At 59.5% G+C, this 1,375-nt stretch carries 2 protein-coding genes; both read right to left on the bottom strand.

Annotation, left to right across the window (positions count from 1 at the left end):
• The coding region (locus tag AC07M8_RS19610) for a TadE/TadG family type IV pilus assembly protein (protein ID WP_495175903.1) at positions 1–730 on the bottom strand (730 nt) is incomplete at its 3' end.
• Between the two features lie 160 nt (positions 731–890).
• The coding region (locus AC07M8_RS19605; protein WP_495175902.1) for a MarR family winged helix-turn-helix transcriptional regulator at positions 891–1,375 on the bottom strand (485 nt) is incomplete at its 5' end.

The following is a 1,375-nucleotide window of genomic DNA, read 5'->3' as shown; positions in this document are numbered from 1 at the left end:
CGTTGGTAGTGATCGTCGCGCCTTGCGTGCCGGCGCTCGTATCAGCCGTACCTGCCTGCTCTCGGGATTGATAAGTCCATGTGTCCACCATCCACTCGGGCTTGAGCAGCAGACCAACGTTCACCGTGGACGAGTAGGGTACGAAACCATAGCGGACCTGAGCGCCACTTGCCTGCGCGTTGTTCAGGGTGTTGTAGAAGGACGTCACCGACTGGCGCAGCGCCTGGATCTTCGAAACCGTGTCGCCAGGATTTGTCTCGGCCATCGACAACGTGGTATCGAGCACGAACATGATGTCGCTGTTAGGCAATTGCAGCTGCGCTTCACACACGGCCGACAGCGGGATTGTGCGCTTGCCGAAGATCCCCATGATCACGGTCGGCACCGTGACATCTGCCGCGCCATGGACGACCATGTCGGTGCCGACGTTGTAGCGCATGCTGAGACCGGTGGTGCCGTAGCGGCCCGGCGTAAAGTTGAGGTTGAAGTACTGATCGGCAGCGGCCCGGGCCGCGGCGTCGAAGATCTGCCCTGTCATGCTGCGCCTGCCGCCCAACACCGCGGCGTCGCAGGCATGCTGCAGCCTCGACTTCACTAGATAAGCACGGCTGGCATCGACGGCGCTTCCCACCATCCCCATCAGAGGCAGCAGCGCAATGGCGAAAAGCATCAGCGTGTTGCCGCGCCGATCACGTCTGATGCGTGCCAGGATACCAGAACGTCGCTGCACCGTGGCCCACCTCTTGCCTCTGCCACGATGCCGTTACGGCATAATGCTTAATAAGTCCGAAACGTAACAATCCTGTGACTGGGTGTATTCCCGCGACCTATTCAGATACTTCGCTCAATTTGGTTGTGTTGGCAGGCCTGGTCCCTAGTAGCCTGCAGCTTCAAAGTCGGCTGCTTTGCTCCAGCCGGGTGCGCTTCACCGAATATGCTTCCATGAGTTCACGCCCCGTCGGCGAGAGAGTAAGAAGCTGGATCCGGCGATCGGTCAACGCACCTTGTCGATCCACCAGCCCTTTCTGCACTAGTTCCTCCAAGTGGCGCATAGCCGTGGTCCGCGGCGCGCTGGTCGCAGCGCACGCATCGGAGACAGTCACTGCCTGGCGCCTGCTAAACAGGAACATGAGCAGATCCCAAGTTGCATTCAGGGTTAGCAGCGATCCGAAATGGGAGTTGGTGAGTCTGCGCGATGCCATCTCTGCAACCACCCAACGCGGAGGTTGTCGATCGTCGTGATCACTGGCCAAGGTTATCTCACATGAATTGCTTGTGGCGCCCAGAGGTAGCTCGGCGCTCATGATCCAGCAATGCAGCCAGTGCCCACTACCAACAGTTCGGCTTGTACTCCGGGCGAATTGCACCTGACCCA

This window comes from Sphingomonas sp. GW821-FHT09E03 (assembly GCF_059416225.1).
The sequence above is the reverse complement of the archived record's forward strand: the minus strand, read 5'-3'. Positions and strand labels throughout refer to the sequence as shown.